Annotated in this window: 23 protein-coding genes; 14 read left to right on the forward strand and 9 right to left on the reverse strand. The window is 37.3% G+C overall.

Annotated features, from left to right (window positions below; all coding sequences use genetic code 11):
• Positions 1-63: 63 nt before the first annotated feature.
• The gene (locus tag QNJ50_RS02765; protein WP_027843923.1) at positions 64-477 is read right to left on the reverse strand and encodes an AbrB family transcriptional regulator; all 414 of its coding nucleotides are present in this window, start codon (positions 475-477) and stop codon (positions 64-66) included.
• A gap of 365 nt (positions 478-842) precedes the next feature.
• Here QNJ50_RS02765 and QNJ50_RS02770 point away from each other — a divergent pair, with 365 nt between their 5' ends.
• The 3 genes from QNJ50_RS02770 to pyrR all read left to right on the forward strand — a co-directional run bounded on the left by QNJ50_RS02770 (position 843) and on the right by pyrR (position 3,249).
• Positions 843-1,286 carry an RrF2 family transcriptional regulator gene (locus QNJ50_RS02770; protein ID WP_300631741.1) on the forward strand — a complete coding sequence of 148 codons (444 nt, stop codon included), beginning with the start codon at positions 843-845 and terminating at the stop codon, positions 1,284-1,286.
• 112 nt (positions 1,287-1,398) lie between these two features.
• Positions 1,399-2,370, forward strand: coding sequence for an adenosylcobinamide-phosphate synthase CbiB (cbiB, locus tag QNJ50_RS02775; RefSeq protein ID WP_300631743.1), 972 nt, complete (start codon positions 1,399-1,401; stop codon positions 2,368-2,370).
• Positions 2,371-2,706: 336 nt separating this feature from the next.
• Positions 2,707-3,249 (forward strand): bifunctional pyr operon transcriptional regulator/uracil phosphoribosyltransferase PyrR, encoded by a 543-nt coding sequence (gene pyrR / locus QNJ50_RS02780; RefSeq protein ID WP_300631745.1) that lies wholly within the window; start codon positions 2,707-2,709, stop codon positions 3,247-3,249.
• Positions 3,250-3,560: 311 nt separating this feature from the next.
• Here pyrR and QNJ50_RS02785 read toward each other — a convergent pair whose 3' ends face one another.
• From QNJ50_RS02785 to QNJ50_RS02795, 3 genes are all read right to left on the reverse strand, one after another.
• Positions 3,561-3,947 carry a nuclear transport factor 2 family protein gene (locus tag QNJ50_RS02785; protein ID WP_300631747.1) on the reverse strand — a complete coding sequence of 129 codons (387 nt, stop codon included), beginning with the start codon at positions 3,945-3,947 and terminating at the stop codon, positions 3,561-3,563.
• A 99-nt stretch (positions 3,948-4,046) separates the two neighbouring features.
• Complete coding sequence (locus tag QNJ50_RS02790) at positions 4,047-5,936, reverse strand: response regulator (RefSeq protein ID WP_300631749.1); 1,890 nt, start codon at positions 5,934-5,936, stop codon at positions 4,047-4,049.
• Between the two features lie 19 nt (positions 5,937-5,955).
• Positions 5,956-6,402, reverse strand: coding sequence for a response regulator (locus QNJ50_RS02795; protein ID WP_300631750.1), 447 nt, complete (start codon positions 6,400-6,402; stop codon positions 5,956-5,958).
• 555 nt (positions 6,403-6,957) lie between these two features.
• On the opposite strand from QNJ50_RS02795, the gene cobO reads away from it, so the two are divergent.
• Positions 6,958-7,617 (forward strand): cob(I)yrinic acid a,c-diamide adenosyltransferase, encoded by a 660-nt coding sequence (gene cobO / locus QNJ50_RS02800; RefSeq protein WP_300631751.1) that lies wholly within the window; start codon positions 6,958-6,960, stop codon positions 7,615-7,617.
• A 413-nt stretch (positions 7,618-8,030) separates the two neighbouring features.
• On the opposite strand, the gene QNJ50_RS02805 is transcribed toward cobO, so the two are convergent.
• Complete coding sequence (locus tag QNJ50_RS02805) at positions 8,031-8,837, reverse strand: M15 family metallopeptidase (RefSeq protein WP_300631753.1); 807 nt, start codon at positions 8,835-8,837, stop codon at positions 8,031-8,033.
• 103 nt (positions 8,838-8,940) lie between these two features.
• Here QNJ50_RS02805 and QNJ50_RS02810 point away from each other — a divergent pair, with 103 nt between their 5' ends.
• Positions 8,941-9,858 carry an AEC family transporter gene (locus QNJ50_RS02810; RefSeq protein ID WP_300631755.1) on the forward strand — a complete coding sequence of 306 codons (918 nt, stop codon included), beginning with the start codon at positions 8,941-8,943 and terminating at the stop codon, positions 9,856-9,858.
• 32 nt (positions 9,859-9,890) lie between these two features.
• Here the strand turns inward: QNJ50_RS02810 and QNJ50_RS02815 are convergent, their stop codons facing one another.
• The gene (locus tag QNJ50_RS02815; RefSeq protein ID WP_300631756.1) at positions 9,891-10,433 is read right to left on the reverse strand and encodes a phosphoribosyltransferase; all 543 of its coding nucleotides are present in this window, start codon (positions 10,431-10,433) and stop codon (positions 9,891-9,893) included.
• A gap of 117 nt (positions 10,434-10,550) precedes the next feature.
• Here QNJ50_RS02815 and QNJ50_RS02820 point away from each other — a divergent pair, with 117 nt between their 5' ends.
• The 5 genes from QNJ50_RS02820 (at position 10,551) to QNJ50_RS02840 (ending at position 16,959) form a co-directional block, all read left to right on the forward strand.
• Entirely contained in the window at positions 10,551-11,996 is a 1,446-nt protein-coding gene (locus QNJ50_RS02820) for an MFS transporter (protein WP_300631758.1), read from the forward strand.
• Positions 11,997-12,068: 72 nt separating this feature from the next.
• Entirely contained in the window at positions 12,069-12,668 is a 600-nt protein-coding gene (locus tag QNJ50_RS02825; protein ID WP_300631760.1) for a methyltransferase domain-containing protein, read from the forward strand.
• A gap of 206 nt (positions 12,669-12,874) precedes the next feature.
• Positions 12,875-15,124 carry an ATP-binding protein gene (locus QNJ50_RS02830; protein WP_300631762.1) on the forward strand — a complete coding sequence of 750 codons (2,250 nt, stop codon included), beginning with the start codon at positions 12,875-12,877 and terminating at the stop codon, positions 15,122-15,124.
• Between the two features lie 123 nt (positions 15,125-15,247).
• Positions 15,248-15,946, forward strand: a complete 699-nt coding sequence (locus QNJ50_RS02835; protein WP_300631764.1) for a HEAT repeat domain-containing protein — start codon at positions 15,248-15,250, stop codon at positions 15,944-15,946.
• Positions 15,947-16,398: 452 nt separating this feature from the next.
• Positions 16,399-16,959: a phycobiliprotein lyase gene (locus QNJ50_RS02840; protein ID WP_300631766.1), complete on the forward strand. Its 561-nt coding sequence runs from the start codon at positions 16,399-16,401 to the stop codon at positions 16,957-16,959.
• Between the two features lie 157 nt (positions 16,960-17,116).
• On the opposite strand, the gene QNJ50_RS02845 is transcribed toward QNJ50_RS02840, so the two are convergent.
• Positions 17,117-17,860 (reverse strand): hypothetical protein, encoded by a 744-nt coding sequence (locus QNJ50_RS02845; protein WP_300631768.1) that lies wholly within the window; start codon positions 17,858-17,860, stop codon positions 17,117-17,119.
• 544 nt (positions 17,861-18,404) lie between these two features.
• Positions 18,405-19,862 carry a site-2 protease family protein gene (locus QNJ50_RS02850; RefSeq protein WP_300631770.1) on the reverse strand — a complete coding sequence of 486 codons (1,458 nt, stop codon included), beginning with the start codon at positions 19,860-19,862 and terminating at the stop codon, positions 18,405-18,407.
• A gap of 272 nt (positions 19,863-20,134) precedes the next feature.
• On the opposite strand from QNJ50_RS02850, the gene QNJ50_RS02855 reads away from it, so the two are divergent.
• Positions 20,135-20,821, forward strand: a complete 687-nt coding sequence (locus QNJ50_RS02855; protein WP_300631772.1) for an MBL fold metallo-hydrolase — start codon at positions 20,135-20,137, stop codon at positions 20,819-20,821.
• A 254-nt stretch (positions 20,822-21,075) separates the two neighbouring features.
• Here the strand turns inward: QNJ50_RS02855 and ctpA are convergent, their stop codons facing one another.
• Positions 21,076-22,320 carry a carboxyl-terminal processing protease CtpA gene (gene ctpA / locus QNJ50_RS02860; protein WP_300631774.1) on the reverse strand — a complete coding sequence of 415 codons (1,245 nt, stop codon included), beginning with the start codon at positions 22,318-22,320 and terminating at the stop codon, positions 21,076-21,078.
• A gap of 378 nt (positions 22,321-22,698) precedes the next feature.
• Here ctpA and petB point away from each other — a divergent pair, with 378 nt between their 5' ends.
• The 3 genes from petB to QNJ50_RS02875 all read left to right on the forward strand — a co-directional run bounded on the left by petB (position 22,699) and on the right by QNJ50_RS02875 (position 24,823).
• Entirely contained in the window at positions 22,699-23,346 is a 648-nt protein-coding gene (gene petB, locus QNJ50_RS02865) for a cytochrome b6 (RefSeq protein WP_027842881.1), read from the forward strand.
• 333 nt (positions 23,347-23,679) lie between these two features.
• Positions 23,680-24,162 carry a cytochrome b6-f complex subunit IV gene (gene petD / locus QNJ50_RS02870; protein WP_027842880.1) on the forward strand — a complete coding sequence of 161 codons (483 nt, stop codon included), beginning with the start codon at positions 23,680-23,682 and terminating at the stop codon, positions 24,160-24,162.
• A 223-nt stretch (positions 24,163-24,385) separates the two neighbouring features.
• On the forward strand, positions 24,386-24,823 hold the full coding sequence (locus QNJ50_RS02875) for an anti-sigma regulatory factor (protein WP_300631780.1): 438 nt from the start codon (positions 24,386-24,388) through the stop codon (positions 24,821-24,823).
• Positions 24,824-25,772: the final 949 nt, after the last annotated feature.

Here is a 25,772-nt window from a genome sequence, read left to right on the forward strand (position 1 = left end):
AATCGCATTCAGCGTAATGTACCGTAGGTATTGCTTGGCGTTAGCCATTAAATAATAAATATTTTATGCTGTAGCTTCCATTGCTTCGCCAACTTCACTATCGTCTGAATCTACTTGTCTCAAACGAATATGCTTTTTACCTAGGGTGATTATAAATTCATCTCCAGGTTTGAGGTTCATTTGTTTTGTATAAGCCGAACCTATTAATAAATTGCCGTTAGACTGTACGCTAATTCTATAGCTAGCACTACGTCCCCCACGTCCATTAGCGCCAGCAGAAGTATCTAACTGAATACCTTCAGCATCAATTAGAGCATTTAAGAATTTCATCATATTGACGCGTTCTATACCATTCTTAGTAACGGTATAGTAGCCACACTCTTTAGCTTTTTCTTCTTTACTTAGGTTTTCTAGTTCTTTGACTTTCTTGAGAAGTTCTTCACCAACTAGAGGTTCAATCTTTTTCTGTTTAGCCATCAACTTAGGTCGAAAATGAATTGTTTAACCGGTGGAATCGATTTTATTTTAGCTGACATTTTGCTTTGCGGGAACAATATCCTTTAACTTTTTATATCAGCTTAGCCAAGTATATTACATTCATCGATGTAAATGTTGCATGATTATTAATATTCACCTTAGAAATCTATTTTATATGCTCTCAATCACGATAAATATATATAGTTTGTAAATTACTAGCGGATTGTTATTGTTTAAGATTCCTAAAGTAACTGATTATAGCTAACTCGCATATATTTAATAGTTAAGAGATTATGAATGGTTTTTATATGCTTATTCCAAAATAATATTAGTAATTGACATAAAGAAAAACAAAACTTGCCCTAATGAAACTTACCACTAAAGGACACTACAGTGTCAAAGCATTGTTAGATTTAAGCTTGCAGCCAGATAATCGTCTAGTATCGACTAGAAAAATCGCGAAACGACAAGATATTCCTGCTCCATATCTGGAAAAATTATTAATAGAAATGCGTCGTGCAGGTTTAGTGAAATCTATTCGTGGTGCCCATGGTGGATATCAATTAGCACGACAACCGGCAAAAATATCATTAGGAGAAATTTTAGAAGCAGTGGGTGAAACCGTAGAACCTCTACCTCATCATCAAGCTTCTCCCGGACAACCGGAAGATTGGGTAACATTTAGTCTTTGGCAAAGATTACATGAAAAACTCAAAGAAGCCCTATATAGTATTACCCTTGCTGACCTTTATTACGATGCTCGTAGTTGGCAAGCTTCGTTAGGTGAAGAAGCTAGTTTTGTGGTTTAGTTATTTGTGATTTGTCATTAGTCATTCATCATTATTGGTTATGAGATGACAATAAAAAACTATCTTCGTAGCTTTCGCTAGAAAGGTGGATAAAACCAAGGGCAAAATACAAATGACTTCTATTCTTGTTTTAATTTTTGCTGCTAGCTTAGATTATTTAATTGGCGATCCTGAAACTTGGCTGCACCCAGTACAAGTTATCGGATGGCTAATTTCCTACTTGACGAAATTTTTCCTAAAAATATCTGGCGATCGCCCTGCAATCCAGCGTTTATTAGGAAGTATCCTTGGCGTTATTATTATTTTTGGTAGTGGTATTATTTCCTGGTCATTAATTGAAACTGCAACCTCAATACATCTACTTTTAGGAATAACTTTACAAATTATTCTCCTTGCTAGTTGTTTTGCTCTTAAAAGTTTAAGAGCTGCTTGTGATAATGTTGTTCAACCTTTAATAATTGGAAACATTTCTCAAGCTCGCTCAAACTTGAGCAAGTATGTTGGTAGGGACACAGACAATCTTAGTGAATCAGAAATTTTACGTGCTGTCTTAGAAACAGTAACAGAAAATGCTACCGATGGAGTAATGGCTCCGTTATTTTATGCAATCATTGGTTCTTTTGTACCATTTATTGGACCAGTTCCTTTTGCCGTAGCATATAAAGCCAGCAGTACCCTGGATTCAATGGTGGGTTATCGGGAAGCCCCATATACTCATATCGGATGGTTCAGCGCCCGTTTGGAAGATTATCTCACCTGGATTCCTTGTCGGTTAACGGTAATCACCTTGGCTTTAATTTCACGCAAGCCTCAAAGAGTCTGGCAAATTTGTTGTCAAGATGCAGTTAAAGACCCCAGCCCTAACTCGGGTTGGAGTGAATGTGCTTATGCTGCGATTTTAGGGGTACAAATGGGTGGGACAAATTGGTACCGTGGTGTAGCCAAGCATAAACCACTTTTAGGAAAATCAATTTATCCAATAACGGCTGATTCTTTGGCTCAAGCTCTACAAATTACTCGTTTTTGCTTTTTGCTTTGGTTGGGGGGGGGGACATCTCTACTCTTTCTTGCCCTGAGTAAGTAATGATTAGAGTAAGAACCAGACATTATTGGTTTTACTAAGAAAGAAAAATTCAGAAAAAATAGCTTATACCAGCAATAAAGGAAGATATCGGCTTCTTACAGCCATTAGGAATATAATATGGTATCTCCGGCAAATTACATATGACAAATAGGATTATATTACGCTGTTCCTAATCTCTTCCAATAAAGGGAAGACGAACCCAAAGCTGTAATAGGAGAATTAAGGGTAATTGAGCATAATTGATATAAATTTAAACTCATTTTTACATTCCAACCCACTTTGCTTTGATTCCCATTTTGAAAATCTGTATAATTAATGACTCAGTGGTATCGGCCTATGAATGCATCAGTTAAAGTTGTAGAAATTCTTTCCGCCGAAGAGCTTCGTCGTACTCTAACACGTTTAGCGTCTGAGGTTGTAGAAAGAACGCGCGATCTATCGCAACTGGTATTGCTTGGTATTCACTCTAGAGGCGTTCCCTTGGCGCGAGCTTTAGCAAGAAATATAGAGGTGCTTGAAGGGGTTGCGCCTTATGTTGGAGCGATAGATATTACTTTTTATCGGGATGACCTTGACAAAATTAGTTTGCGAACGCCAGCAAAAACTAATATTCCCATCGATTTAACAGGGAAAACGGTTCTGCTGGTAGACGACGTAATTTTTAAAGGTAGAACAGCCCGAGCAGCGTTAAATGCAGTCAATGAATATGGTAGACCGGAAACCATTCGATTAGCAGTTTTGGTAGATCGTGGTCATCGAGAAGTTCCAATTCATCCGGACTTTATTGGTAAACAATTACCTACAGCAAAAGAAGAAATCGTCAAAGTTTACTTGCAAGATTACGATGGACGTGATGCTGTAGAGTTAATGGAAGATTGAAGTTATATTCAGTTAACAGTGAGCTTGTAGAGACGCGTTAACGCAGTGTGCTAGCCCGCGCCCAAAGGGCGAACGTCCGTAAGGGCGCGCAACCCGTAAGGTCATAATATCGCGTCTTTAACCTTATGGTATTTACCACTCGCAAAGAATTTTGAACAAGTGGATATAAACAAATATTACCCGTCAGCACGGGATAAATTTTATCCTTCGTTAGTACAACAACTTAAACTGCGAACGTGAATTTGTCCTGCATCGTTGTCAAGTACAACAAAGACCTCCCACTTCCAAATTTTCTGGTCGATCACCAAATTTCAACGTACAACCGGGCTAGCGTGGTGATGCACCAAATACCACTTACCACCAAGTAGTTCAAATACATTGGTTGCTAATGATTTAGCTTCCATTTTTTTTCCATTTACTACCTGCATAACATTCTCGGTGAGAACAATATAAGCAATGTTTTCTCGAATTTCTGTTGAATGAATATCCGTATTTATCTCAATATATGCAGTATTTTGAAATATTTTCTCCCAAGATTTGCTAATATCCTTCCATCCTCGCAACACATCCCAACCTGGATGGACACAAATACTCCCAGTACCCTGGGACCAAACCGAACTCATGGTCTTAATATCTTTTTTCTCAAATGCTCGATAAAAAGCTGTATTTATAGCGAACAATTCAGAATGGTCGGTCATAATTTTTGATGGGGATTGGGGATTGGGGATTGGGGATTGGGTAATAGTTATCCAAAACCGGTAACTGGTAACTGTTAACTGACAACTGTTAACTGACAACTAACCCATTCTCACGTTATCAATAGTTTGCAACAATTGTTTAGCAGTATAAGGTTTGGCAAGAAAAGCTTGGACACCGATATTAGTTACCGCATTGAGTTTTTCAGTTGTAGCAAGTCCGCTAACAGCAATTATTTTGACCGTAGGATTGATTTTTTGCAAAGTACGAATAGTTGTAATTCCATCCATTGACGGCATAATCATATCTGTAAGAACAATGGAAATTTCATCGCGATGTTCTGCGTACAAAGCAATAGCTTCAATTCCATCTTTAGCAGTAATGGCTTTATAGTTGTGAGTTTCCAAAGATGTTTTGGTCACATTACGAATTGAATCCTCGTCATCAACAACTAAAATTAGCTCGCCATTACCATGGGGAAATTCTAAGTCTGCTTCTTCCTGATACTCCTTAGTTTGCTGGGCTGGTAAATAAATTTTAAATTGACTCCCATGACCAATCTCACTAAATACTTGGATAAAACCTCCATGGCTTTTAACTATACCAAGCACAGTAGATAGTCCAAGCCCAGTACCTTTACCAAGTTCTTTTGTTGTGAAAAATGGTTCAAATATGCGATCGAGAATGTCTGGACGAATACCTACCCCAGTATCAGTAATATTAATTACTATATAACTGCCTTCCCGGGCATCAAGATCCATTTGAGCGTAATTTTCATCAACAACCATATTTTCGGCTGCGATACTTAACTTACCGCCATTTGGCATGGCGTCGCGGGCATTAACACACAAGTTCATTAGTACTTGATGTAGTTGGGTTGTATCGCCAGAAACGGTCCACAAATTTTGTGGAATGTAAGTGGAAACTTCTATTGATTTGGGAAAAGTTTCTCTGACCACTTGTTTAATTTCCCAAATTAAATGTCTGATTTGTAAGATTCTGCGATCGCCTTCAATTCCCCGAGTAAATGAAAGCACTTGCTTAACTAAATTTGCACCGCGTTTGGAATTATTAATTAATATTGGTAATAACTTTTTACTACGTTCGTCTTTAAGTTGTAATTCTAGTAACTGAGCAGTCATTAAAATTGGAGCCAGAACGTTATTTAAATCATGAGCAATACCGCTAGCCAAAGTGCCAATACTTTCCAGTCTTTGAGCACGTAAAAATTGTGATTCTAGTAGCTTTTTCTGGGTTACATCAGTATTTACAACTAGGATAGTTTGTGATTTGTGGTCGAATTCTCTGACTAAAGTCCAACGACTTTCAACAATAAGATTTTTACCAGATTTTGCTGTTTGGTGTAATTCCCCTTCCCAAGCACCTTTTTCAATTAAGGTATTTTGGGCTGCTTCGATTTGCTGTAAATTTTTTTCATGCCACAACTGCGATATCTTTTTCCCAATTGCTTTTTCTTTCGAATATCCATAAAGATACTCTGCTGCTTTGTTCCAAAATAAAATTTTACGTTCCAGATCGCAAACAAAAATTGCATCGGTTGCAATATCGAGTAATGCTGCTTGGGCGCGAATTTTTTGCTGAGTTTGCTTGCGTTCGATCGCATAACGTATAGAACGTTCTAATAAAGGTGCATTTATCTGCCTTTTTTCCAAGTAATCTGCTGCACCGGCTTTCATAGCTTCAATATCTATTTCTCGATCGCCTTTACCTGTAAGTAAAATAATAGGAGCACTACAACCCATCTCTTGGGCTTCGCGTAATAGATCTAGCCCGTTGCTAGTGCCTAAGCGATAATCTATAAGGTAAACATCGAATTCATTATTTTTTATAGCAGTTTTAGCAGCTTGATAATTATCAACCCATTCCACAGAACAATAATCTGACTGGAATTCGCCAAACCAGTCACGAATTAAAATGTAATCGTCCTCATCATCATCTAATAATAGAACTTTGATTGGGGTCTTATTCATATTGTTTGTCTCCCACTGCTTATAGTGGCAGTTTTACAGTTTCAAACCAATACTTCCCTATGGTTTTCATTACTTCGACTAAAGAAGAAAAAGTCATCGGCTTGATAATAAACGAATTAGCACCCAAATCATAACTCTGATGGATATCTTCTTCAGCTTTTGACGTGGTTAAAACAATAATGGGAATTGAGCGTAACTGGGAATCTGCTTTGATTTCTCGTAATGCTTCTCGACCATCTTTTTTCGGCATATTTAAATCCAGAAAAATTAAATCTGGACGAGGCGCAAGTTTTTTGTCAGTATATTGACCCCGATTATACAAATAGTCCATTAGCTCTTCACCATCTTTTACTATACGTGCTGCATTTGCTAGTCGGCTTTCTGCTAATGCTTCTTGCGTCAACATACAATCATCGTCATCATCATCAGCGATCAAAATTATGAAGCTTGTTTGCCGACTCTTCACTCTGCATTTTCTCCTTTAGATTATGTCCATAATTAATAAATTATTAAATTGCAACAAAAAAAGATAATAAAAATTTTCCCCAAGGGATGGGGTATTAGAGGTTTTTTGATAAATATAAAATTAAGATTAAATATTTAAGGTTAGGTCAGTAGTAATAAATTAATTAGATGGTTATTTAACAATATCAATGATATCAAGCAAATGTTAAATAATATCAACAAGTATATTGGGAAATCCATCCACCATAGTTTCTGATCGTTTTCTGTAAATCAAGATGTAATGTAACTTTTATATCTTGACGGTGATTTTACTTAGATAAATTTGCCAATGCTCTTTTGCACTTGGGGGTTACCTAAGTTATGAATATTAGGCAATTTATTTAGTTACTTCAAAGATTGTTTCTGAATGCGATCGCTTGTGTAGAGTTTTAGCCGATGCATGTAATGCGAGTTTGCCTAGCATAAAAATGGTAAACTATGATGCAATTTACTTGAATTAAATTGTAGTTTTTGCCGCTTTGTCGTACTAACAAATAGTTATTGTTGCTTGGATTTTATGAAAACGAATGAAACTTTAGAAACAACTAACGATGCATCAATTAGAGAAGATTTATCTTTAACAAAAGAACAGTATCGTAAAAAGATGCAACGTCGCAAAGAAGTTCAAGACCAGCGTATGGCGCAAGCCGTACCTGAAAAAGGATTAATTATTGTTAATACTGGTAACGGAAAAGGTAAAACTACAGCGGCTTTGGGGATGATACTACGTTCCCTAGGTCATGGTTATAAAGTAGCTATCATTCAATTTATCAAAGGGGGCTGGGAACCAGCAGAAAAAAAAGTATTTGGTCCTTGGGAAGAACAAATTCAATTCCACGCAATGGGAGAAGGTTTTACCTGGGAAACTCAAGATCGCGATCGCGACATCGAAAAAGCTCTTGCTGCTTGGCAAAAAGCAAGGGAATACATCCGCAATCCGGAGTTCAAATTAGTGTTATTGGATGAAATTAATATCGCGATTAAACTTGGTTATTTAAGAGTTGATGAAATTTTAATGGGATTAGAAGACAAGCCCCATAGTAATCATGTGATTTTAACCGGTAGAGGGGCTCCACAAGCTTTGATAGAACACGCCGATTTAGTAACGGAAATGAATTTAATTAAACACCCATTCCGAGACCAGGGTGTAAAAGCCCAACCAGGGATTGAATATTAGATGATGACCGGTAATGGATAATGGGTAATGGGTACTTTTTAGATAATTCAATATAAAAATATTAGAAAATTTGTTCGAGAATCCCATTCCATTACCATTGCTAATTTTGAGTTATTTGAAAAAAGGTCTGAAAAAATATCTTGAAAAAACAAATTTTGAAATAGAAAAATCTGAGAAATCAAATATTTTTGACAAAAATCAAATATTTTTGACAAATATTAAAACAAAATTTCGAACATTTGGAAAAGAGAAGAGGCAAAATTTTTTGATTCATCCCTAAACTGTAATACAAACTAACTAATATTTAGAAAATAACAGCAAATTCGAATAACAGTATTATTGGCTATTTGCCCACTGAATAGCTATTTTATCTTTTGCAATCATAATAAATTAGCAGCATTTGTCATCCCTAATTAGGGAGATACCGGAGTTGGTTTGAGGTTTCTCGCTCTGTAAAATGTCTCTAAACTATGGCGATCACCGACAAAACGCCAGTGCCAAGGTTCATAACTTACACCTTGTGAATTATTAGGAGGGAAAGATAACTCAAAATTATATTTTGCTGCATTTGCTTCTAACCATTCGTAAGCTTCAGTATTCTCAAATTTAGTACTGAGATTTGTTGCTGGAACTTTTCCATCCCCAATATCAATCGCGTAACCAGTGTGATGTTCGCTATGTCCGGGAGGAGCGCTTACAGCAGCTCGTTCAGAAGGAGTTTGATTGCGACGCGCCGCAGTACCAAAGAATAGGGGATCTTGATCTTTTTCGGAGCGAAAACCAGAAAGCGGTGCTAAAATTACCCCCTGAGCCCGGGCTGCAGCCGCCATTTCTTTAAATCTTTTAGCCGCAGATATACGCATCTTTATCCGACCGTCGGCAGAAATTGGCATCAATTCTGACAGTGGTGCTTCTGGGTAAGAAAAATGACCTAAAATCGTATCATTATTTATTTGGTCTTCAAGATTTTCATCCTCAACAGGTGGATCAACCTTGGATTCCACTGCTATTTGAGTATTTCTGTTATTTTCTGTGAGAAAAAACCAGACACCACTAACCGTAGCCAGCAGCAAAAAACCCACAAACGAACTGATTATCAAAAACGGCGTGAGACGTATTTTTGAAGTCTGCTCTGGATTATCGCGCAATGCTGCCGGAATATCCCCATCCATTTCAAGCGATGAATTTTCTGGCTCTTCTGGAAACCCAGCATTATTCAAGGGTCTACTCCTGTTTTTAAGTATCTTCATAAAAGATTGTAAACTTGAGAGTAAGAGACACAATAGGTGCCATTTTACATCTTGACCCCAAGAAATACTGATTTTGAATAATCTCCTAGTACTATACTTTAGGCTAATAATATTAGTCCTCGTAGGATTTACCTTAGGACGTAAACTTCCAGTTAAAGTTACGAGGTATTTGGGTCAAGTACTCTTCTGGGTAGGCGTACCTATAAGTATTGTAGCTTTTTTGAGGAAAGCAGAATTATCTGGAGAAGTATGGGTTGCCCCAATAATTGCCTATTTAGCTGTTTTTTTGGGGATAATCTTAGTTTTTATTGTTTTAAAAACAAAAAAATACTTCACTCAAACTCCTCTACAGAAATCAACTGTTGGTAGCTTTGTATTAACTAGTATAATTGGCAACACCGGTTACATAGGGTTTCCAGTAACTTTAAGTTTAGTTGGTGATTCTTACTTTGCCTGGGCATTATTTTATGATTTGCTGGGAAACTTTTTTGCCGCTTACGGTTTGGGAGTATTAATTGGAGCGCGTTTTAGCAATCGCGTTCAAGAACATTGGCAGATCGCAAAGGCAGTATTGATTAATCCTGCTTTGTGGAGTTTTGGTTTTGGTTTAGCATTTCGAGAGTTAGCAATTCCTGACTTTTGTGCTGCCCTTCTAGATATATCAGCTATGATTGCCATAAGTTTATCTCTAGTATTAATTGGAATGCGACTAAGTCAGTTAAATTCCTGGGATAATTTACCTTTAGTCACCACAAGCTTAACTATCAAAATGCTGTTAATACCTTTAATTTTAGGTAGCGCCTTACCAATATTTGGTATTAGCGGTCAAGCAGCAAAAGTGATAGTTTTGCAAATGGCAATGCCACCAGCTTTTGCAACATTGGTAATTGCTGAAACTTTTAATCTCGATCCCAATCTCTGCGTAAGTACGTTAATATTAGGGTCTATATTATTGTTGGTAACCTTACCGGTGTGGTTGTGGCTATTTTGAGTAAATAAGTATTGCTTGGCAATATGCCCTATTTAGGATTTGGGAGCAAGGATTTCTCCTTGTTTCGAGTTAGTTTTTTCAACTAATTCTGCCGGATTCATAAATTCATAACCCTCAAAAGGTTGATGAATCCAAGGATTATCTGAGAGATAATCAACGTAGTAGTCAGGTGTGAACACCGAGCAAGCTTTATACCAAATTACGGCTGTTCGAATTTCCACAATTGGAGATTCACTCTTACTATGCAGCCAGGGTATAGTTTCTTGGAGCGTAACTCCAGAATCTACTAGGTCGTCGACCAATAAAATTTGTGAGCCCAACTGTTTGCTAGCCATAGTTAAATGGTTAGAAAACATCAGTTCACCCCTTTGTTGTTTGCCAGAACCACTGTAAGAAGATGTTGCCAATATTGCTAATGGTTGCTGGTATATACGGGAGAGAATGTCTCCAACTCTTAGTCCCCCCCTAGCGAGGCAGACAATTTGATTGAATTTCCAACCGGAATGGTAAATTTGAACCGCTAGTTGTTCAATTTTTTGATGGTAATCTGACCAAGATACGTAAAGGTCTGACATGGGGAGAAAATCAAAAATTACAAGTTCAGAAACTACAAGTTAAAAACTAAAAGTTCAACAATTAAAAATTAAAAAAGCCGAACAAAACTATACATCTTAATATGAGCGTACGACATTATGAGCTATTATGCTTCTGATAGTTTTATTGAAAATGATTCTGAACCAGAAAGTAAGATAAATTTTGGGACAAAACTAGCCTTTGGCACCGGAGATTTAGGAACAGCTATTACAAGCATGATTTTGATTTCCTATTTGTCTCCATTTTTGACAGATGTTGCTGGTTTAAGTCCCGTACTTGCAGGTCGAACCCAACTAGTAGGTAAAATTTGGGATGCAGTTAATGACCCCATGGTGGGTTTTGCCAGTGATCGCACTCAAAGTAAGGAAGGAAGACGCTATCCCTGGATGATTTGGGGAGCAATTCCTTTTGGATTATTCTTTTTTCTCCAGTGGATAGTGCCGGATTTGAATCAGTGGGGTTTATTTTGGTACTACACTATAATTTCAATTTTGTTTAATGCCTTCTACACGATTGTCAATTTACCTTATACTGCTTTAACAGCAGAATTAACTGAAGACTATAACGAACGCACTAGCCTCAATAGCTTTCGATTTGCTTTCTCTATTAGTGGCAGTATCTTAGCTTTAGTAATCGCTTTAATTCTGTCAGGGGTTTTTCCCAATAGTAGTAATCAACAATACATGTTTTTGGGCGGTATTTGCGCATTGTTATCTATAATACCACTGTATTTGTGTGTTTGGGGAACAAAAAAACAGGCTCAACGTATTGCTAGACAAAATGCCAATTTAGAAAAACCAGTTTCCCTGTCTTTTGGGGAACAAATAAAAATAGTTTTACATAATCGTCCCTTCTTATTTGTACTGGGTATTTATTTATGTTCTTGGATGGCAGTACAGTTGACTGCTAGTATTATCCCCTACTTTGTCAGCAGCTGGATGCGTTTGGAAAAAATTCATATTACCTTGGTGCTCCTAGCAGTACAAGGAACAGCTATGGTCATGCTGTTTTTCTGGAGTTCCATTAGTCAACGTATTGGCAAAAAAGCAGTTTATTTTCTGGGAACGATTTTCTGGATAATTGCCCAAGTTGGATTATTTTTTCTTCAACCCGGTCAAGTTGGATTGATGTACGCTTTAGCCGTAATTGCTGGATTGGGAATTTCTGTGGCTTATTTAATCCCATGGTCAATGCTACCAGATGTAATTGAACTGGACGAACTGAGAACGGGACAACGGCGAGAAGGAGTTTTTTATAGTTTTGTTGTTTTTGTCCAAAAAATTTGTTTGGGTATTGCCATTAGTGTTGTTTTACAAAGATTGGGGACGGCAGGTTATATTAAACCCACTTTAGATGTTCCTTTACCAATTCAACCCGATTCCGTATTAGAGGTAATTCGTGTATCCATAGGACCTCTACCAGCAATAGTGTTAATCGCTGGCTTGATATTAGCTTATTTTTATCCTATTACTCGTGAGAAACACGCCCAAATGTTACTGGAATTACGAGAACGGAGAATTAGAAAAACAAATGCTAACGTCTAGGTCATGGGAAGGAATTTTTGAGTTCTAGTTTTTGTTAATCGGAAACAATTTTAGTGCCTATTTCATAAATTCATGACATTGACTGATAATCCGGACTATTGGGAAAATCGTTATCAAGAAAACAATACGCCTTGGGATTTAGGACAAGCAGCCCCAGCTTTTATAAGTCTGTTCCACTCTGACAATCCACCAGAACCAGGACGTGCTACAGTTTTAGGCTGTGGACGGGGGTACGATGCTTTAATATTTGCCGACCACGGCTTTGATGTAATTGGATTTGATTTTTCTGCTTCAGCGATTGAGGATGCCCAAATCATTGCTGATAAAGTAGGTATTTCGGCAAAGTTTATCCAGAGAGACATATTCGAACTGTCTGCAGAATTTGAAAACTATTTTGACTATGTCATCGAACATACCTGCTTTTGTGCGATCGACCCCCAAAGGCGTTTCGATTACGTAAATGTTGTCAATTCTATTTTGAAGCCAGAAGGGGAAATGATAGCGGTGTTTTTTACCCACAATCGTCCTGGAGGACCACCCTATGGAATTGCTCCTGCTCAAATCAAGCAATACATGGATAGCAGTTTTGAAACCATTTCTTTACACCCGGTGATTAATTCTGTTCCCAAGCGCATTGATGAAGAATATCTCGGTAGATTTCGACCGATATAGTCAATAGATTTTTGTGTAATATCTTACTTTATTCTAAAATCATGTTTTGAATTATCATAAAGCAAATAAAAATCAAATAAACTGCACAAGTATAATATTTATCGCCAATTGCAATCAAAAATTTTGATTTCTGAGCTACACAGTGGGGCGCATCTTATTCCTCAAATCGAACAATTATCCTTATCATTGGAGATGTATTGGTACTGATGGAAGCAGAGAATAACTATCCCCAGGAACTTAATTTACACTATTTGACGGCAGCTTTAGGTTCAGTGCGTCAAGCCGTAGTAAATTATATTAGTCGTCAGGAAAATAAATCCCCGCAAGAAATTTCTCCATCCACAGCGAGTAATCTCACGTCGGACGCTGAACTTAGTTCTAACTCATCTACTTTAGGAAATTTATGTCGTATTTTTGGGTTATCAGATTTTGAGCGGGATGTGTTGCTGTTATGTGCAGGAATGGAACTCGATCGCAGTTGGTCTAATTTATGTGCTAGAGCCCAACGTAACGAGAATCTTAATTATCCTACTTTCGCTTTGGCTGTTACCGCATTAGATGGATTGAATTGGGATGCAATTACTCCCAATGCATCCCTGCGACGTTGTTGTTTAATCAAAGTTGGTGTTAGTAGTACTATAATGAACGCGCCATTACAAATTGATGAACAAATATTTCATTATTTATTGGGTAACTATTATCTCAACGAATTATTGATGGGTGTAGTTACACCTCTAGAAACAAACGATATTCCCGTATTAGTAAATTCCCATCAACAACTTGTAAAGCAAATAGTAATAACTTGGAAGCAATTCTCCGACCGATTACTTTATCTATCAATTAATCAAAAAAAATCCTCTCCTAAACTTTTTTTCCCTAACCGGGGACTGGAAATCACTGAAAATGGAATCCGAAGGCTGGGGTTTTCTCCATACGAAATCCAAAATCAAAGTAACTTATCGATAATTCAATTATGTGGAGATGAAATTACCAGCAAACAGGCGATCGCCCAAGCTGTTTGTGCTCAGCTACAACTCAAATTGTATGTTTTATCTGCCCATACTTTGCCAAGCCAACCCGATGAATTAGATCTATTACTTCAAACTTTAGATCGAGAAGCGCTTTTAGCTAAATCTGCTCTATTGCTAGATTGCGACGATATTGATCTTGGGGATTCCAAGCAACTAAATATTATTAAATCGTTTATTGGATTAATTAAAAGTCCTTTAATTATCAGTAGTAGGGAGCGAATATCTCCCAAACAGCGCAGCATTATTACGTTTGATGTTTACAAACCCAGCAGCGAAGAACAACGTACAATTTGGCAAACTGTTCTTGGTGCTCAAAATACCGAAACTAATGTTGTTATAAATAATCTTATATCCCACTTTAATTTAACTGCACCGGAAATCAATTCTGCATATATCAAAGCATTGGCGAAGGATGAGCTTCCAACAGGTAAATTAAAAATGGATAAGTCGAAAATAGATGAATCAGAAATAGATAAATTAGAAATAGATAAATTAGAAACAGATGAATTCAAAATAGATAAACCACATATTCCATCAATACCTTCAGCTTCCTCTCTTTGGAATAGTTGTCGCGCTCAAGCTCAACCGAAACTAGACGAGCTAGGACAACGAATGCACCTCAAAGCGACTTGGGACGATCTAGTTTTAAGTGAAACTCAAATCCAGACCTTACAAAGTATTGCTGCTCATATCCAACAGCGCATCCAAGTTTATCAAAAATGGGGATTTGCTGATAAAGGAGGACGGGGTTTAGGTATTAGCGCTTTATTTTCTGGAGTTAGCGGAACCGGTAAAACCATGTCTGCTGAAGTTTTAGCTAATGAATTAAATTTAGATCTTTACCGTATAGATTTAAGCACCACTGTCAGTAAATATATTGGCGAAACAGAAAAGAACCTGCGACGAATTTTTGATGCAGCTGAAGGTGCGGGAGCAATCTTATTATTTGATGAAGCAGATGCATTATTTGGTAAACGTTCTGATGTTAAAGACGCACGCGATTGCATGCGCAGAGCTTGCGCTTATCGCTACGCCAATATGGAAGTAAGTTACTTGTTACAGCGCATGGAAGAATACCAGGGTTTAGCAATTCTTACTACTAATTTAAAAGATTCTATTGATAATGCTTTTCTGCGTCGGATCCGTTTTATTGTTAAATATCCTTTCCCCGATGCTAAGCAAAGACAGGAAATTTGGCGGCGCGTTTTTCCCAAAAATACACCCACTCAAGATCTGAATTTTACCAAACTAGCAAGGTTAAATGTGGCAGGTGGTAACATTCGCAACATTGCTTTGAATGCAGCTTTTATTGCAGCCGATTCTGGTGAGCCAGTGATGATGAAGCATATTAAGATTGCAACTCAAAGTGAATACGCAAAATTAGAAATGACCCTCACGGATTCAGAAGTCAAAGGTTGGGTATGAGCAAAAAAACGTAATTGAATAATGGGGTTTTCTTTTTTCTTCTCGACCGCTATACACAATTTTCAGCACCTACAACCCGATGTTCATATAAAGTAAAGATAAGTATCAAAAATTAAAAATAAAATGACATCTTTAAGTTTAGAAGAAATTTCTGCTCAATTGGAGAGCCCCAATTTACGCGATCGCATGGTAGCACTGGCAAACTTGCGCGACGTACCAGCAGAAGATGCTGTACCTTTAATTAAAAAGGTTTTGGACGATGAATCGATTCAAGTAAGAGCAATGGCTGTATTTGCCTTGGGTTTGAAACCCACTGACGAATCCTATGATATGCTGATCGAAGTTTTGTCATCCGAAGCAGATTATAATGTCCGTGCAGATGCTGCAGGAGCATTGGGGTATCTAGGTGATATTAGAGCATTTGAACATCTATCCCGCGTGTTTTATGAAGACACCAATTGGTTAGTACGCTTCAGTGCAGCAGTTTCCTTAGGAAATTTAAAAGATATTCGCGCTCGCGAACTACTCATTCAAGCATTAGATAGCGAGCGAGTTGTCATGCAACAAGCAGCGATCGCGGCTTTGGGAGAAATTAAAGCGGTAGATGCTTTGGAGCATATTCTCCGTTTTGCTCAGTCAGAAGATTGGTTAGTAAGACAGCGTTTAGCAGAAGCTTTGGGTCATTTACCTTCTCCCAAAAGTGTTTCTGCTTTGAAATATTTAGAAAAAGATAGTCATCCCCATGTCAGAGAAGCTGCGACTATTTCCCTGAAACAATTAGAGGAAGCAGATAAATCTGGAGAAAGCACAAGTCACAATTAAGACTTAGGAATGTGGATTAAATAAAGTACAAAAGTAGGGTGCTGTTAGCATCGCGTAATGCACCATTCCAAATTTCAGAATTACAGGTTATTAAATTCTCATTCCTTAACAAGGAACAAAATTTAGAAGAAACTCTTGATTTTGAAAGAAATTCTTTCTTTTCTTTCCAAGTCTGACATGGCGTAAGTACAATTTTTTGTGTGATTCACAAACAACATTAGCATTTACGCACAGAGCTATATTTTCTTGATTTTTATTTGCTAGCTAGGAATTTTCACGATTGTGAATGTTGAAGATTGTGCAATAAAAAAATACTCCTACTAAATTATTGGATTGATAGAGTGGTATTTTTGGGAGAAAATTAATTAATCTCCTTTCTTTAGGTAATTATTCAGTTAATTATCGAGTTTAAATATCCTGTATCAAAGCAGTTCGCATAAGGTGATTGGTTCATGAATATTGAAGAATTTTTTGATTTAAGTGTTGGTAAATGGTTTGCTCATCGCAGCAGTCACAATTTAAATGCTCAGGAATCCCAAGAAGGTAAATCTGATGTTTTTATTGAAAAGCTAGCGACATCAGATCCAGAAGTTATAAGATTATACGAACAACATCAAATTTTATCTAGCCCTACTAATTTTGGCGTCAAAATTAACTGGAACGATACCACCAAATTAAATCAAAAAGAAACTGGCTCTACAATTTTGGTATTTGTACCTGATGAGAAGAATAACAGTGAAGGAAAATTATTGAGTCACTCTAAAGCTGGTGATAAACCAGTGCTTGGACGTTACCTTATGGGTAGTGATGAAGCTTTAAGTTTAACTATCGATAATGGAAACATTTCAACTGAAGAGCGAATTTGGTTTGTTCACAAAAATGTCCGAATGCGCGTAAGTAGAGTACAAAATTCCCTAGGTTTAAATATTGCTACCTTCACTTCAGAAATTCGTATGGGTGGTACTCCCCCAGATGCGGAAATCTCGCAAAAGGCAAAGTTAGCATTTTCATAGCCTGAAAGAAATATCCTATCCTGCATCATAAGTATTTATATCCCTATGAAATCATCGGAAAGGGTTTAATTTGGACGGTTAAAACCGTCCATTAGCAAAGGCTGAAGGCTAATCTGCTATTTTATAAACACTTAAAACAGGTATCGATAAGATTAATCTACTTGGTTGGAGCCATTCCCTTTTTATTACTCTTTGTCCTTGTTTTCTTTGCATCTAGCAAATTTTTGATTCTATTTTCTATCTCATTTGCTGTAGTTTGTACTAAAGCTTCAGTCTGAGATTGATAATTTTCAAGCTCTGCTAATTTCTCACTCAATGTCTGCAAATTTCGTAGCATTTCATCCGAAATATTATGAGTATTTTGACTACCCAAGTTTGCGATCATCTTCTGGGAATTATGACTAGTTTCTTGTAGTTTTGCCAACATATTTCCCAGTTCGGAATTTTTTCCCTCAAGAGTTTCTAGCCTTTCTTGTAATACTTGTAGTTTTTCTGATTGTCCTTCAATGTTACTTTTCAGGATATTACTGATAACTTCTTCTTGCTCAGAGTCAGCACGAACGGAAGCTTGATGAGCTACTTGTAAGCTGTCGAATTCTGATTTCAAGTTTATATTACTTTGAATCAAACCCTCAATTTGAGTTTTCAAACTCTCATAGGATGAATTTAAGCTTGTATTTGCTTGGGTAATTTCTCGTTCTAATTTTTGACTTGATTCATTTAGAACTATGAATTTTTCAAGCAATTTATTATTTTCAATTTTGTCTTTGTTTAGATTTTTTTGAATTCTTGTTAACAAAGCCAAAATTATTACGGTTATTAATCCTAAAAATCCAGTAGAAATTAGTGGTAAAATTTCTCTTACTTCAGCACCAGAAAAAATACTTAAGTATTCTTGCATAATCACCAATATTAATACTTAAAACAAGTATCATAGTAGCGCGTGCAAAGTAATCTGTAGAGGTAAAACTTTACTATTTCAATAGAACTTATAATCTTAGCAAAATATTTTGAAAACCTGATGTTTTGGTATTCAGTATCATAAAATTCAATTTTTTCTTATTCAGAAAGCCCTAAATAAATATTACTAGGACTTAGGGACTCGTTATCTTAGCGCTCAGTGCAATGTACCTGATACGTAGGTAGCAGTTCCGTATGTAACGCAGTTGTAGCTATAGTTAGAGGTATTACACGTCCCTTAGGAACTTATTTCCAATTACTTGGAATTGCTATTTCAGAGTTGTAAACGTTTTACTAAACTCCTGTCAAAATGAATGTAATTAAGCTATCCGTGCGTAAGTGCTGATTATGTTCTCCAATTACTTTTGGTTCTTATCGAATGCTTGGAAAAATACAATTTACTTTTATTATTATTTATTATTCTTTTGTTTGCTTCATTAAAAGGCTTGATATTTGCTGTTATTTTCTCAAGCCATATATTTAGTCTAAATTTGCAAATAATTTGCTAAAAATTGGGGGAATGGTAAAACAATTAAAATGAGTAATACTAATGTTAGTAATCCCCAAAAATCACGCATATTATCCAAATCAGTTACATCATCTAAAGCAGGCTCTTCAATTAAAGGCATAAATAGCAAAATTAATGCCCACAAGAAAAATTCTGGTTGTCTCCAAGCCAAGGAGCGAAGAATAAGTAATAAACGGGCAAATTGACCTATCACTATTGACGTTCGTTGTCCAAAGATTGCATGGGCGATGTGACCTCCATCCAACTGTCCTACTGGAATTAAATTTAGTGCTGTAACAATCAACCCTAGGAACCCTGCAACGGCTATGGGATGTAGATCGATAGCTGATGTTGCTGTTAAGCTGCTTCCTAAAGCTAACTTGGCAAATAATCCCAACAAGATTGAATCGCGGGGGTTAAGAGCACCAAAATTAAAAAGTCCGGCATTTTCCCCAGAAGGAACTACCGAAGAATTCAGCAATCCCCACAAAAGTATAGGAATAGTTACAATAAATCCAGCAATTGGTCCAGCAATACTTACATCAAATAAAGCTTTGCGGTTAGGAACAGGACCCCGCATTTGAATGAATGCCCCAAAAGTTCCTAAGAAAAAAGGCATCGGGATAAAGTAAGGTAAAGTAGTCCGAATTTTGTACCAACGAGCAGCGAAGTAGTGACCTAGTTCGTGAGTACCCAAAATAGTCATTAATCCCAAAGCATAAGGTAATCCTCCAAATAAAGTGGGTTCGCCAGCGATTCTTCCTCCCACCAAATTAGTAGTCACTAGAGTCGCCAACAGCAATGACAGAGCCATCCCTGGTCTAGTCAATTTTTCAGGTTTGCCAGAAACAGTTTTAGCAGCTTGAGTGTTGGGGACTAAAACAAAAATTGGTTTACCATTAAGACCTTCTTGGAAAATTAGCAAGAAGCGATCACCAAATTCAGCTTCGATGTTAGCTTTGATCTGTTGATAAGCTTTAGTTGGATCGGTTCTTAACTGACCTCGACAAATCACCGCTTGGGGTCGATATTCAATATTTTGGACGTAGTATATGGACCAGGGAAAACATTTCCGCAACTGGGTCTCTTCTAATCTTTCAATAGGACGCACTTGTGTTATTTGGGCGCTAGGGTTTTTTGCTGCTCGTTTTTCTGCTGATTCCTGAGATTGATTTTGGTCATTGCTTGGAGGTATACGCCCCCACCGAAATAAAAGCCAGTATAACAAAGTACTGACAACGAAATAACAAACTAATATTTCTGGCAGCGATGTGTTTGTTGTTGTTGATATTGCGCTTAAAATTACTGCGGGTAACATTAATGCCACCCATAATAGCCAGACCGGCGTTCTGGTTACCCTCGCAACACTTTGTCGCATCACCAGATAAGTAAATAATCCGAATAAAAACAGAAATAAGATAAACGAAAATGTCATTTGAAATTGGGTTGTTTTGAAAAGGTGATAAAGAAAAAGATTTTGACTAATAAAATCTATCTGTAGTAAAAGGTTTACTATTGACAGCAACACAAACCTCTATTTTCTTTTGTTTTATCGCTAATAGCAGCATCAATTGATATTTAGATTGATATTTTAAAAGTTATGATGTAGTGCTACTACCAAATTTGTTTGTAATTTAATTCCACAAGTTGAACTTTACGAGTTAATTTTTTTCACAATTTAATCTTTTTCACAAGTTAATTTTACTTATGCCTCCCTTATCTCAAGAGTCCAGTCAAATCTCAAAATCACCGCAAGCTGTTTTCGACAACATTTTTGCTTTTTCACCTAACAGGGACACTTTGGGTGGTACTTCTTATCTCATTTTAGAAAAAGGTGGCAATATTCTTGTGGATTGTCCCGCAGCAGATAAGGGGAATGAAGATTTTTTACGTTCTCATGGAGGTATCCGCTGGTTTTTTATCACTCATCGCGGCGCAATTGGTAAAGCTGCTCAAATTCAATCAAATTTTGAGTGCGAGGTGATTATTCAAGAACAAGAAGCTTATTTATTACCATCTGTGAATTTAACTACATTTTCTCAAGAATTAACTATTAATTCCCAGGTTAGGCTAATTTGGACTCCAGGTCATTCTCCAGGTTCTTCTTGCCTGTATTATAAAGACTTTGGTGGTGTACTGTTTTCCGGGCGTCATTTACTCCCCAACCAGCAAGGAAAACCAGTCCCCTTGCGTAATAGCAAAACTTTTCATTGGCCCAGACAGTTAAAAAGCGTTCAAATCCTACAAACAAGTTTTACATCTTCTACTCTTCAATATATCTTGCCGGGAGCGAATACTGGTTATCTTCGAGGTAAGCGAATTATAGATAATTCTTACCCCGAATTGGCGAATTTGGACATTCCTAACTTGCTTTTGAAGCAGGCGGTTGTATAAAAACTTATTTTTACAGGAAGACAAATGATTTTCCCCAAAAAATAATTCTTCCCCCAGTAAAACTTAGTGGCTTCCTAAGTCTGAAAGGGAAGAATTGTGGTATTCTGAATCGATTTTTTTATTGAATTAAGACAACTCTCAACGAGTTAGGATACTTGTTGCGTGGTATCAAAGCCAAAATATGAATTGGTGGATAAGCAGAATACCCCCATTTCTCACTTTATACTTTTACTCGCTAAAAATTTTAATTAAACCTAAGCTGCTCCTGCGATCGTTAATTCTCTACTCAATAATTTTACTGCTGCTTGATATTGAACGTCTGCTGGGGTTCCTACTTGTTCGCGAGAGATTTGCTTTGACTCAATTTTTTCATCCGGCTCGATTCCAAGCTTGTTAATATCACGATGATTGGGGGTTTCATATTTGGCGATGGTTACTGCCATACCCGAACCATCAGATAATTCAAATAAAGATTGAATTAAACCTTTACCAAAAGTGGTTTCGCCGACTAATTGAGCACGACCATTATCTTGAAGCGCACCTGCTAAAATTTCGCTTGCACTTGCAGTTCCTTTATTTACTAGAACTACTAAGGGGTCATCAGTTAGTGCTGGTCCAAAAGCATCAAAGCTACCCAAAATTCCTTGTCGATTGACTGTGTAAACAATTGTGCCAGAATCTAACCACTCACGAGCTACATCAATACCGGCTTGTAACAATCCTCCAGGATTATTCCGTAAGTCGAGGATATAGGCATTAGCTCCTTTATTTTCCAAACTGGAAATAGCTGTTGCGAGTTCAGCAGAAGCATTAGCATTAAATTGAGTTAGACGAATATAACCGATTGGCAATCCATCAGGTGATGATTTTAATTTTGCGATTACTGGATTAAGTTCGATGCGATCGCGTACCAAACTAATTTCTTGGGCTTCTTCCCCATCTCTCTCCACCAATAAAGTTACTACCGAACCAATGGGACCGCGCATTCTGGCAGCAGCTTCATCTAAAGTCAACTCTTTAGTTGACATTCCTTCAATTTTGAGGATGCGATCGCGAGATCTAATACCGGCTTTATCTGCGGGCGAATCAGCGATGGGAGCAACAACCTCTAGCTCCCCAGTATCAGGATGTAGGGCAATTTGCAATCCCACACCAGTCAACTCCCCAGAAGTGTTATATATCATACTGCGATATTGCGCTGGGTTTAAAAAACGGGTAAAAGGATCGTTAAGGCTCGCTAACATTTGCCCGATTGTCTGATAAACTTCTTCTCGATCTGGAAAAGATTTGTGAAGAGCTTTTCTTCTTACCGATGCCCAATTTTGATGATTGAATGTATGGTCCAAGTAAGATCTATTTACTATCCGCCAAGCTTCTGATACTAATCTTTGTTCCTCGCTTAAAGCTGTCGCTGGTTGACAAAAGCTACAAAAAGCGAGCAAAAACGCCAACATCAGCGATAATCCAGCCCGAAAAACTTGTTTGTGCATGAACCCCATTTTTCTTACAACTCTTAACCCAATTTTGACCCATTAAAAGGGTAAACACCTTTTTGTGATGCAATCTATCTCTCGATTATGTTACTTTTTTTATAGAAATGGCGCATAATTTTTAATTAAGTTGTTTCTTCAACTAGTTGACAATTTGCATTGTTTTCTAAATATTTCAGACTTTGCCTATAATGTTGCCAGTTCTGGCTGCTAATGCGAAGTCAGCAATAAATTCTCTTTTTATGTAAGTATGAGAGTGTGAAAGAATTCTTAATACTTTCACATTTTCTCATCCAATCAGTCAAAAAACTGATAACTAAAATCCCAATAAACTTAAATATTGGGAGATCTATCAACCGCATTTTTATTTCGGGAAACCAAGATTGTATGGCCAACGTTTACGACTGGTTTGAAGAGCGCTTAGAAATTCAAGCGCTTGCTGATGATGTAACCAGCAAATATGTACCTCCCCATGTCAATATTTTTTATTGTCTGGGTGGAATTACCTTAACGTGTTTTCTGATCCAGTTTGCCACTGGATTTGCAATGACGTTCTATTACAAGCCAACTGTGACAGAAGCCTATACTTCCGTGCAGTACATCATGACGGACGTTAATTTTGGTTGGCTAATCCGCTCCATCCACCGCTGGTCCGCCAGCATGATGGTGTTGATGATGATTTTGCACGTATTTCGTGTTTACCTCACTGGCGGTTTCAAAAAGCCCCGTGAATTAACTTGGGTAAGTGGTGTAGTCCTAGCCGTAATCACCGTTTCTTTTGGTGTTACCGGTTATTCTCTCCCTTGGGACCAAGTTGGCTACTGGGCTGTGAAAATTGTAAGTGGCGTACCAGAAGCTATTCCCGTAGTAGGAACTCTAATTGCTGACCTGTTACGTGGTGGTTCTAGTGTTGGTCAAGCAACTCTAACCCGTTACTATAGCGCCCATACCTTTGTACTGCCCTGGCTGATTGCAGTATTTATGCTGATCCACTTCTTAATGATCCGCAAACAAGGTATTTCTGGTCCTTTGTAATTTTCACTTTCAGCGCTTCGGTAACATTTAGCAATAATTTTCAGTTTCAATCAAAAGACAATTGTTTTACACTTGTGACAACAAACTCTCACAACAGTAATTACCTTTGTCCGCAGTCAAACTGTAGATGTCACCTAAAATTTGGCGAAAATCATGCAATGTACTACCAAGTACCTTGAAATATTAACTAAGTTTGCGAATGAAGTTTCTCCCCCACGTCATTGATGAGGAAAATAACTTTATCCGGATGCTTCTTTACGCCAAGGCTGAGGTGAAAGCTAACGAACCGAGACTTCTGTGACTAAACCTTAGTAGGAGAGCACGTTACTAAAGATGGCAACTGTAAAAAAACCCGATCTGAGCGATCCTAGTTTAAGAGCCAAACTGGCGAAAGGCATGGGCCATAATTATTATGGCGAACCTGCATGGCCTAACGATTTACTATATGTGTTTCCCATAGTAATTATGGGTTCTTTTGCTTGTGTAGTAGCTTTGGCTGTACTAGACCCAGCAATGACAGGAGAGCCAGCAAATCCTTTCGCTACACCTCTGGAAATTTTACCGGAATGGTATTTATACCCGGTATTCCAAATTTTGCGCTCCGTTCCCAACAAACTTTTAGGAGTACTGTTGATGGCTGCAGTACCCCTAGGTTTAATTCTCGTTCCATTTATTGAGGGCGTGAATAAGTTCCAAAATCCATTCCGTCGCCCAGTAGCAACCACAGTGTTCTTATTTGGAACCCTAGTTACTTTGTGGTTAGGTATTGGTGCAACATTCCCAATTGATAAATCTTTTACCTTTGGGCTGTTCTAAATCCAGTCTTTATGGTATAAAAGTTTGACGTCTGTAAGTTTCAAAAGCATATACAAAATATACGTATGCTTTTGAAACTTCTTAACAGGCGTCAATTTTAATAATCTAGGATGCATTTATTCTAAATTTAGATTTTGGATTTAAATAACTTTCCAAAATATGAGATCGATAGGTTAAAACAGAATCAAACCTTTTTTTACCATTTATATTTTAATTGCGGTCAATGCTTAGCATAGTGCAGCAAGACCATTTAACTGTAAGAAGTGAACTCAAGTATCTCAACCAAGTACAAAAATGGTTTGAAGATTTTTGTTTGCAAAATCTATTAAAGCTTGGTTGGTCAGAAAGCCAATTGTATCGCCTTAATCTTGCTTTAGCAGAAGGCTTTACTAATGCGGTTCGTCATGCTCATCATGCCTTACCACCGGAAACAAAAATTGATATCGATCTTTGTTTATGGGCAGATCGGTTGGAGATAAAAATATGGGATTATGGAAAACCTTTTAATCCAGATGCTATTGCCGAACCAGAACCTGGTACTTTACAGGTCGGTGGGTATGGTTGGTTTCTTCTTAGACGCTTAGTAGATCGCGTTGCATACGAGCGTGGTACAGATGGCAGAAATTGCTTGCTAATCGTCAAGTACGGTTTAGCAGAATGATATTTTGTCTAAATTACGATGCCAAATAACCGTGCAATTAGAATTAGTCGGAGTCAATAAGTTAATTTATCATCGCCTAACATGAATGATGATATTGCCCAAAACTTACCCAAAGTAAATGACGAGAAACGAAGATTAAACTTACTAAATTATTAAACCTATAAACTCAAAACTGAGTAGCCAATAAATCAGAGTAAATCGGAATATTTTTAACTTTCTCCAACTCCTCTGTGAGCATTTTAGCGCCATTGTTAGTCTGGTTCACTACCATTTAACAACGTAGGATAGTGGAAATCGCTAAGGCATACTACCCAAGCTTAATGAAATATGATAGAGATGGAAAGCTTTTTACTAGCCATACTTCTTCATAACTAGTTCATTACTTTCTAGGCTTTTCCCGGTATTCTAAGGAATACCGGGTTATTTTGTGACGTGCAATTCCTGTGAGAGTAGTAAGTTTCCCGTAAATAGTCCCATTTGATAAATGAAGTGTGGCGACCTTAAAGACAATTAGTGTGAAACCGCAATAATACTATCACTTAAGTGTATTAAAAAAAATACTTCATCCAGTGAAGTCATCATTCGAGTTCAATATTTTTTCTTGTTAAAATTTGGCATTAGCTATTAAATGCTTCCATGATTTAAAGTTATTTGTTTGCAGTTATTTGAAAGATAATAAATTTCAATATGCCCAAAATTATAGCGGTTATCGGTTGAGTGCAATATGCTTTATAGAAACGCGTAACCGCCAAGATTGAGAAGCATTTATGTCCGACGGAAATGCTTTTATAACGATGAATGCGTCTCTAAGTTTGGAAACACAAGATGTGTTTATTCAAGTAGAAACCGCTACGCTATATATTTATTAAGCCGATTATGATAACAAATATCTAGCTCTATTACTCTAATGGAATATGGTGCATTCCGGTCATAACTACTACAAGGAGGA

The organism is Mastigocoleus sp. MO_188.B34, assembly GCF_030065675.1.
GTDB lineage: Bacteria > Cyanobacteriota > Cyanobacteriia > Cyanobacteriales > Nostocaceae > Mastigocoleus.